13 protein-coding genes and 1 pseudogene are annotated in these 7707 nt (G+C 34.2%); 12 read left to right on the forward strand and 2 right to left on the reverse strand.

The genetic code is table 11. The annotated features are described in order from the left end of the window. The 6 genes and pseudogenes from JCM19043_RS15365 to JCM19043_RS15385 all read left to right on the forward strand — a co-directional run. Positions 1 to 424 (forward strand): annotated as a pseudogene (locus JCM19043_RS15365) (DNA polymerase B); the annotation flags it as partial. Positions 425 to 704: 280 nt separating this feature from the next. Continuing rightward, positions 705 to 1118 (forward strand): hypothetical protein, encoded by a 414-nt coding sequence (locus JCM19043_RS15370; protein WP_062323894.1) that lies wholly within the window; start codon positions 705 to 707, stop codon positions 1116 to 1118. Between the two features lie 4 nt (positions 1119 to 1122). Beyond that, positions 1123 to 1362, forward strand: coding sequence for a hypothetical protein (locus tag JCM19043_RS15375; RefSeq protein ID WP_062323896.1), 240 nt, complete (start codon positions 1123 to 1125; stop codon positions 1360 to 1362). After that, a complete protein-coding gene (locus tag JCM19043_RS16650) occupies positions 1350 to 1502 on the forward strand; it encodes a hypothetical protein (RefSeq protein WP_156321447.1) in 153 nt (50 codons plus the stop codon). Before JCM19043_RS15375 ends, JCM19043_RS16650 begins: the two co-directional genes overlap by 13 nt. Beyond that, on the forward strand, positions 1499 to 1732 hold the full coding sequence (locus tag JCM19043_RS15380) for a hypothetical protein (RefSeq protein ID WP_062323897.1): 234 nt from the start codon (positions 1499 to 1501) through the stop codon (positions 1730 to 1732). The genes JCM19043_RS16650 and JCM19043_RS15380 overlap by 4 nt, the downstream gene beginning before the upstream one ends. A 46-nt stretch (positions 1733 to 1778) precedes the next feature. Further along, positions 1779 to 2189, forward strand: coding sequence for a MazG-like family protein (locus JCM19043_RS15385; protein WP_231631585.1), 411 nt, complete (start codon positions 1779 to 1781; stop codon positions 2187 to 2189). Here JCM19043_RS15385 and JCM19043_RS15390 read toward each other — a convergent pair. Next, positions 2183 to 2395 (reverse strand): YozE family protein, encoded by a 213-nt coding sequence (locus tag JCM19043_RS15390; protein WP_062323901.1) that lies wholly within the window; start codon positions 2393 to 2395, stop codon positions 2183 to 2185. The two genes, JCM19043_RS15385 and JCM19043_RS15390, sit on opposite strands and share 7 nt — an antisense overlap. 62 nt (positions 2396 to 2457) lie before the next feature. Here JCM19043_RS15390 and JCM19043_RS15395 point away from each other — a divergent pair, with 62 nt between their 5' ends. The 4 genes from JCM19043_RS15395 to JCM19043_RS15410 all read left to right on the forward strand — a co-directional run bounded on the left by JCM19043_RS15395 (position 2458) and on the right by JCM19043_RS15410 (position 6137). Further along, a complete protein-coding gene (locus JCM19043_RS15395) occupies positions 2458 to 4314 on the forward strand; it encodes a phage/plasmid primase, P4 family (RefSeq protein WP_062323903.1) in 1857 nt (618 codons plus the stop codon). Between the two features lie 335 nt (positions 4315 to 4649). Next, on the forward strand, positions 4650 to 4835 hold the full coding sequence (locus tag JCM19043_RS15400; RefSeq protein ID WP_062323905.1) for a hypothetical protein: 186 nt from the start codon (positions 4650 to 4652) through the stop codon (positions 4833 to 4835). A gap of 18 nt (positions 4836 to 4853) precedes the next feature. Beyond that, complete coding sequence (locus JCM19043_RS15405) at positions 4854 to 5249, forward strand: hypothetical protein (protein ID WP_062323913.1); 396 nt, start codon at positions 4854 to 4856, stop codon at positions 5247 to 5249. Positions 5250 to 5396: 147 nt separating this feature from the next. Beyond that, positions 5397 to 6137, forward strand: coding sequence for a hypothetical protein (locus tag JCM19043_RS15410; protein ID WP_062323907.1), 741 nt, complete (start codon positions 5397 to 5399; stop codon positions 6135 to 6137). On the opposite strand, the gene JCM19043_RS18335 is transcribed toward JCM19043_RS15410, so the two are convergent. After that, on the reverse strand, positions 6127 to 6255 hold the full coding sequence (locus tag JCM19043_RS18335; RefSeq protein ID WP_255349980.1) for a hypothetical protein: 129 nt from the start codon (positions 6253 to 6255) through the stop codon (positions 6127 to 6129). The two genes, JCM19043_RS15410 and JCM19043_RS18335, sit on opposite strands and share 11 nt — an antisense overlap. A gap of 108 nt (positions 6256 to 6363) precedes the next feature. Here JCM19043_RS18335 and JCM19043_RS15415 point away from each other — a divergent pair, with 108 nt between their 5' ends. Both JCM19043_RS15415 and JCM19043_RS15420 read left to right on the forward strand, forming a co-directional pair. Further along, positions 6364 to 6903, forward strand: a complete 540-nt coding sequence (locus JCM19043_RS15415; protein ID WP_062323909.1) for a hypothetical protein — start codon at positions 6364 to 6366, stop codon at positions 6901 to 6903. A 163-nt stretch (positions 6904 to 7066) separates the two neighbouring features. After that, positions 7067 to 7621: a hypothetical protein gene (locus JCM19043_RS15420; RefSeq protein ID WP_062323911.1), complete on the forward strand. Its 555-nt coding sequence runs from the start codon at positions 7067 to 7069 to the stop codon at positions 7619 to 7621. The last annotated feature ends 86 nt before the right edge of the window (positions 7622 to 7707 follow it).

Raw genomic sequence — 7707 nt, forward strand, 5'->3', positions numbered from 1 at the left:
TGACTTTGAGCGCAACAGCTTGACGATTATTGACCGTGCTTTAGTTGATTATTATATGCACGGAATCAAAGTTAATAAGACGGTCGTTGATCTATGGAAAGCTAAGCGATTTGAGTATTTTCAATTAGTGGCCAAAGCAGGAAAATTTGATGGAATGGCACAAGAAATAAAAGAAGATACGTTACTGGAAGGTTCTTATAGTAGCAACTTTAATAAACTACAAAATGTTAATCGTATATTTGCAACAAAGGATAAATACTTGGGGACGGTTTATAAAACTAAAAATGACAAAGAAACCAAATACAGCAAGGTGCCATACACCAGTGATAATTGTTTTGTTTGGAATAAAGAACTAAAAAGATTGGATAAACGTCAATTAGACCTCAATTGGTACATTAAACAAATTGAGGGATGGATGTTTTGAATGGTTAATATGAAACAGATCCAAGGGAGATGAAGAAAATGTTTATAAAGTTGACGTTGAGAGGCGGAAAAATAATTTGGATAAACGTAGCGAGTGTCGAATCAATCACCGATGAAGGAAACTACTCTAATGTTTTGTTTAGATAGATGGGTGTCCAATGGAAGTCAAAGAATCACCTGAGGAAATCGTTAGGACAATCGAGAATTTGAAGATGATAGGAATGCTTTAGAAGTAGAAGAATAGTCAAAGTAGACAATAAAAACGATTAAGGAGATGAAAAATGAAGCAACGAAAATTGATTTTACTAACTATGGTTTTACTAACAATATTATTAAGCGCTTGTTCAGCGGCTGACACAGTGTCACACAATATCAGCAAGGATTCGGATGAATTTAGAGTGATCAGACGTGTAGTGTTTTATAACTCGCTCACTGACACTTATATCATGGAAATGGTCGGAAATATTAGTGTAGATATTGATAGAGACAATGTCATTGAAGTGATTGCGAAAGTCGGTCCGGACAAATATCAAAAACACTATTTGGGATTGAGTGACAACGTTACTTATACAGTCGAGCAGTTAGGGACGTCTGATGTGTCAGAGTATGATTATAAGATGATTTTTAAACCCGAGAAAATTATACCGATTGATTTTGAATACAAGAAAGGCGAAGAGCAATGTAAGGAGTGGTGACGGAATGAAATTAAGAATATATCTCGTTAAATTTAAAAAAGTTGATATGAACCTACTTAAAGAAATATACGATGGAATGTCACAAGACGAGTTTCACCTCATAGTAAAAGCTTTTAATCACATAGCAGTAAGCGAAGCGTATTTAACAGATAGCTTCATGCAGTTGTATGGTGACGATGGATGGTCATTAGCTCCTACAGTAGCAAAAACGACATCAAGTGGAAACGATTCATGTACGAATTAGAGCAAGATGAAATGTTTGGTTCTTATCGAAATGATTGGAGCGCTTTTTCTGAGGATTGGGATAATCGTGATTACGAGCCTGCAGGATCATTCACGTTAGATAGACGATTATTCGACATTGTAGAGGAAGTGACAAAATGATCAAAGATGAAGACTTTGAAAAAGTGATGAAAAAAGCTAACGAGCACTTTGGTGTTGATCCTGCCTATTTTGGTAAAGAGGGGGATCACTTTGTGCAAATGCAATTGATCAAGATGGGATATAGTGTACCCAAACCCTACTCCAACGAAGATTATATTAAAGCTAAAAATTCAGGGTTAGACTTAGACGATTGGAACGATTACAAGCGGTATTACAATTTAGAGGAATAAGCTGCGATTACTTAAAAAAACCAGAATAAAGTCAGGAGTGATAATAATGAATAGCATGAATGAGTTAACAGAACGTATTGAGGATTGGGCAATAGAAAAAAAGTTACACGTTGCTGATCCAACGAAGCAAATTCTAAAGTTAGGTGAAGAATATGGCGAACTATGCCAAGGTATGGTGAAAAGTGATTATGACCTAGTGATAGACTCGATAGGTGACATGTATGTCGTACTGACGATTTTATCAAAGCAGTTGGGTGTTGATATTAATCGTTGTGTTGAAGTCGCTTATTCAGAGATCAAGGACCGAAAAGGTGAAATGATTAATGGTGTATTTGTAAAACAGGAAGATATAAAAGGAGCTTCCTCGGTTGATGAAAAAACCAAGAAAGCTCAATTGTATAGAGATGATGTTATAGCAGACAAACGAACCGGTCGCAGAAAATACCATAGTCAATAGATGTGTTTTTCTACTTTGTAAAAATCATATACACATTCAAAAATATCCATCACAGTTTCTGATGCATTGTATTTTTCAAGATGTTCTTTAATCTCTTCTTTATCTGATGAAATAGGGAAATGATCATCTACTGCAACATCTTTCGCAAGATCACCTATTGGTCGATTTACGTCTTTAAAATGCATTAACCATTCTTTAAAATTCATTTTTTACCACCTTTTTTTAAGGAGTATTATATCACAACACCATAGATAGGAGGTGATCATCTTTGCTTAAATATATTGAACTGGACGGAAAAGTACCCAAGCATAATTTTGATACATTCAGTACTGATCATAAGAATTATAAAGATGCAGCCATCTTACTAGATAGTAAAACGGTAGTAGTAGACTTTGATGATAAAGAGTCTGTAAAAATCGGAGAGGTAATCTTTAATCAGTACCCAACGCTCAAGGTTCATACAACGAGGGGGTTCCACCTTTATTATCGCAAACCAAAGCATGTGTACCTAAAGAACTGGGTCAAGAAATTAACCAACGCGGGTATGGTTGTTGACTATAAACATACAACTAAGCAACCAATTGTTGTTAAGCAAAACGGAAAGATGCGAAAAATGGAAAACCGCAAGTTTCTCGGTAACTTTGACCAGTTGCCAGAGTTGCCATTCACGCTCTTTCCGAATAAGTTAAATGAGCAGCTTGTTGGCCTAAGTGACGGACAAGGAAGAAATAGTAATCTTTACACCCACTTGCTCACGACAAGGGAAATGTATACACGTTGGGATGAAGAACTCAGTAACTTAGCAGGATTTATTAATCAGTACACTTTCGCCGAACCACTAAAGGATAAAGAGTTATCTAATCTACTAGAAAGTGTCCAGGCGAAAGAAGTCAACGAAAACATAAGCAAATTTTTAAATAAAAAGGATATGATTATGACTAGTGAGGTCTTGGTTGAAAAATTGTCCATTCATTATTTCAGAGGTAAGCTCTTTTTTAACCAAAATGGTCACTATATATCAGATGAAAACTTACTTTTACGGGCCATTGATCAGTTGATTAAACTCAAGCCATCACAACACAAAGAATTAAAAGAATTGTTTAAAATAAAGGCGGCACTTCAAGATGATGATGATTTACCTGTCCAATTAAACAATGGGTATTGCTTATTCGAAAACGAGATCGTTGAAGTTGATCCAGGATTTACGCCGTTTTATCTCGATGCGACGTATAGAGATGATGCTTATGATAAGTATGTAGATGAATTTCTTAACTGGTTCACCTGTAATCGATTAGATCTCCGCAAGTTTGTGGAGGAAGTATTTGGCCATATTTTGATGACGAAAGGTTTCCCGCACCGTGCCTTCTTCTTTTGGGGCGAAAGCGGGGATAACGGAAAATCCACACTCATTAAGATGATTCAATCTTTCGCTGATGGTTTACATACGAATGTGCCATTGGATAAATTTGATGATGACACGACTGTTTATAGCTTGGTCGGTAAGCTACTTAATGTGGCTGATGATATTAACGCGAGTTACTTAGATAAGTCTAGTAATTTTAAAACAATAGTTTCTGGCGATCCCGTTATGATTAGACCGATTTATTCGCCTGCTGTTACATTAAATAATAAGGCTACGCTTGTTTTTACGTGTAATGAGATTCCGATATTTAAAGATAAGTCCGGTGGGATAAAGAAGCGTATGCGTGTTATTCCATGTGATGCGAGAGTAGTGGAAAGAGATATAGAGATTGATGCGAAGTTATCAACAGATAATGCGAAATCTTATTTGTTGAAACTTGCGATTGAAGGTATGCGGCGGATTATCGAGCAAGGAGATTTGACGGAATGTAAAGCTGTATCTGATATAACAAAAGAGTATTTTGTTCAGTCTGACAGTGTACTCAGTTTCCTTGATAACTATAGCGTTGACGGGAAAGTAACAAAGAACGCTTATATGCAGTATTCGGCCTATTGTGAAGAATCTGGTCTTAAGGCTGTTGGGACTACTGAGTTTGGTAGGCGGTTGGCTAAAGATGGATATGACTGGAAACAAGTACGCAAAAACGGAAAACGAGTTAGGGTGTTTTACAATTCGCTGTCACAAGATGTGTCACAAAAATAGGGTAATCATCTTGTGACACCTATTGGACCTTAGAGCGACAAGGGAAAGACAGCATTTTTAACATGTTAACTGTCACAAGATCAAAAATACATCTTGTGACACCCTCGAACCCTTATTATATATACATTTATACTATGTTTTTTCTTTTGTCACAAGATAAATTAATAATATTTATATAAAAATAAAGAAGAAGAAAAATAAGAGATGTTAAAAATAAAAAAAGAATGTCACACCCATCTTGTGACACCGATACAAAACCATACGCCTGTAAGGATTGAGTGTGGATTTGATCTTGTGACACTATCTTGTGACACCAATAGAAAGTAGGTTTCAATATGAATGATGAAGAAAGAAAAGCACTTATTAAAAAAGACCAAGAGTTTTCTACTCTTCCGCGTCCTAACTATGAAAAGATGACAAACGATCAAATTAGAAAAAGAACAGAGATAATTGAGCAAACCTTTAAAGTTCTTTTTTCTGAAACTGATGACAATGATGAGGAAGATGATAGCTATTTGTAAAGAAAGCAGGTGATCATGTTGTATGAGTGGCTTAAAGATTATCAATTTTTAGAGCAAGAAACAGATTACTTAGAATTTGAATTAGAACGATACAAGAAAGAACTAAAGCGTTGGACTTATGGAGATTTACAAAACGTTCAATTAACTGATCAATCGAAAGCGAGTCAACTAGAGCAAATTATAGAAAGAAAGCAACATGAGCTTGCTCATAAAATGAATGATCTATATGATGCTAAGAAACTCATCAGTCTTTTTAAAGGATTGGATAATAAGATACTTTATTTAAAGTATGTCGAGGGCATGAAGTTAATTGATATTGCTGATAGACTAAATCTTAGTCCCAACTATATATATAGTAAACATGCTGAAATAATCAAAATGATTAAATTCGCCAATAACTTAACATTTTCTTAGGGTGTATAAAAACGATAGAAACTATTGAAAATCTGGTTTATAGTAATAACATAGAAAACTTTATAAGTATAATTTATACTTTAATGTGCTGATAAGTAGTAACATGAACCTAGGGTAGTAAAATTTGAATTTAAGGCAGGGGTTTAGATGCAAGAAATTATCGCATTGATTATTTTCACTGTACCAGGATTTGTAACGTATTTCTGGATAAATTTATTTGGGATAACTCCGAGTTCTAAAAAGAATAATGGCGAAATGGCAGTCATTATTATTTTATTGTGGATCCCGATCATATGTATTATCCTTGCAATATATAATATACTAGCGCTCGCTTCACACTGGGAAGTTCTTCATCCAAGCTTTGATATACCCATTTTAAAGAAAGAATGGAGTTATGTAGATAATTTAGCTGATTTGATGACGTTGTCAGGTAATATATGGTTCATTTTATTTTATACTCTATTGACAGTAGTAGTTAGCTTTTGCTTAGCTAGATTCATTTCGAAATACCTTTATAAAAAACTGATTGTTCAAGTGAACAAGGTAAGAACGAATAATAAAATAGCGTCATTAGGAGCGCATTCAACAGTGTGGGATTCAATGTTTCTAAATAATCAAGGGCAAGTAGTTGAGTTGAAAAGAGAAGGACAAGAAAAATCTATAAAAGGATGTTTAATAAGAGTACCTCGAGCACATGAAATTGGACACGCAATTGTGCTCGAGGCTGCAGAACATTGGGCAAATGTAATGGAATATTACGATGTTGAAATTGAACAAACTTATGTAGACTTAGATACTGGTGTGATGATAAACGTCTACAATTTAAACGGTGCTCTGGAGGCACAAAAAATGTTTAACGAAAGATTTCCAGATGGAATTACTTCTTAGGTTTTACTGGCCTTGATGGTTTACTAGTATAAGATGGCTTGTCGGCAGAATGTTTAATATGTTTTGATGGTAAACCACTTGGTTTCTTGATCGGTTTACTACTGGGTCTTTTGTTCATTTCATCACCTCCCTTTTATACAGTATTCGACAAAAATGTTAGAATTCCTGCCAATTAGGAGGAATATTTTGTGTTATTGTGTATAATAAAGGCGAGGAGGAGATGAGAATGCAACGTATACTATTGAGTTTAATCGTGTTGTTGTCATTAACAGCATGCGGTAATAATCAAGTAGATAAAGATAACATAGAGCAAGTTGCAGACGGTTTTAACATAAGTGAAGAATCGGCTGAAGAACGAGATGTTTTCATAAAATTGTTAAATAGGTACATTGAAAACTCTGATTATGACATCGATAAAATTAATAAGGACAATTTAGAAGAACCTAGAATCGAAAATGATTTATATTGGCAAAGGGTTCAAGAAGGCAATTTAGACCTTGAGTTTAAGTATAATCTAGAAGGTGAAATTAAAGGATACCACTTATCCTATAACGGTAATGAAGATGAGGTTTTTATTTATATCTCTTTGATGGCTAAGGCATTAGGATTAGATATTACAAAGCTTGTCGACAACGTAGTTATTGTCATGAATAGTGCGGATGTAGTAAAGACTAACGAATATACTGAAGAGGGATATGAAATATCTATTATTGATTCTAGAGAGTTAGGGTATTTTATAGTGAATTTCGATAAGACATCTCAATGAGGCGTCTTTTTAATATTCGAAAAAGGTGGTGAGGTCATGGCGAAAGGTAAATACTCAGATTGGATCAGTGAAGAAGGATTATTAAAAAAATGAAGGTATTATTGTTCTTAGAAATTCCTTTATTTTAAAAGTGGTTATCCGATATAAAAATAGGGTGAAGTTTATGATAAGAAATTTCTATCATTCTAAAGATACTATAAAATATTTAGAAAGAAGATATGGTTGTATTAAAAATAACGCTATAAGAGACGATATCACTTTGATAAAAGATATATCAACACAACACTCATTAGAAGAGTTACACATGATGAAACGTAGAATAAAAAATTCCTTATTATATAACGGAGATGAGAGTTACATAAGTAATCATTTGCAACCAACTTTATTGGGTTATATTGTTTCGATATCAACTCTCTCTATATCGGTCATGACGGTGTACTCTAATTGGTTACAAGGTTTATTTACAAAGACTATAGACTTAAATAAGGAAGAAATTGAACAGAAAGACATAACCGAGCTTTTTAACTTGCTTGAGCCTTCCTTTTTATTTACAGTAGTTGGATTAGTTATAGTAGTATTTTTTATTATAATCCTTCTAGGAGGATGGTTAATGTATAAAAAAAAGAATCAAAAGACATCTATTGCTACACATTACGTTATTATAATTGATGAAGCAATTATGAATATCGAAAAAGATACACTTAAGACATCCGAATAGGGTGTCTTTTTATTATGTGCTGAAGGGTGGTGAAGTAAATGAGCAAAGAAAAATTCTTGGTAATCGAATTATCCGATGAAAACGAC

Origin of the sequence: Halolactibacillus sp. JCM 19043, from assembly GCF_001310395.1 — a bacterium.
In the GTDB taxonomy this organism is placed as follows: domain Bacteria; phylum Bacillota; class Bacilli; order Bacillales; family Amphibacillaceae; genus Halolactibacillus; species Halolactibacillus miurensis.

Excerpts from the sequence above, each read along its gene's own strand:
- JCM19043_RS15370 (WP_062323894.1), top strand. The coding sequence starts at position 705 with ATGAAGCAACGAAAATTGATTTTACTAACTATGGTTTTACTAACAATA.
- JCM19043_RS15375 (WP_062323896.1), top strand. The coding sequence starts at position 1,123 with ATGAAATTAAGAATATATCTCGTTAAATTTAAAAAAGTTGATATGAAC.
- JCM19043_RS16650 (WP_156321447.1), top strand. The coding sequence starts at position 1,350 with ATGTACGAATTAGAGCAAGATGAAATGTTTGGTTCTTATCGAAATGAT.
- JCM19043_RS15380 (WP_062323897.1), top strand. The coding sequence starts at position 1,499 with ATGATCAAAGATGAAGACTTTGAAAAAGTGATGAAAAAAGCTAACGAG.
- JCM19043_RS15385 (WP_231631585.1), top strand. The coding sequence starts at position 1,779 with ATGAATAGCATGAATGAGTTAACAGAACGTATTGAGGATTGGGCAATA.
- JCM19043_RS15390 (WP_062323901.1), bottom strand. The coding sequence starts at position 2,395 with ATGAATTTTAAAGAATGGTTAATGCATTTTAAAGACGTAAATCGACCA.
- JCM19043_RS15400 (WP_062323905.1), top strand. The coding sequence starts at position 4,650 with ATGAATGATGAAGAAAGAAAAGCACTTATTAAAAAAGACCAAGAGTTT.
- JCM19043_RS15410 (WP_062323907.1), top strand. The coding sequence starts at position 5,397 with ATGCAAGAAATTATCGCATTGATTATTTTCACTGTACCAGGATTTGTA.
- JCM19043_RS18335 (WP_255349980.1), bottom strand. The coding sequence starts at position 6,255 with ATGAACAAAAGACCCAGTAGTAAACCGATCAAGAAACCAAGTGGTTTA.
- JCM19043_RS15415 (WP_062323909.1), top strand. The coding sequence starts at position 6,364 with ATGCAACGTATACTATTGAGTTTAATCGTGTTGTTGTCATTAACAGCA.
- JCM19043_RS15420 (WP_062323911.1), top strand. The coding sequence starts at position 7,067 with ATGATAAGAAATTTCTATCATTCTAAAGATACTATAAAATATTTAGAA.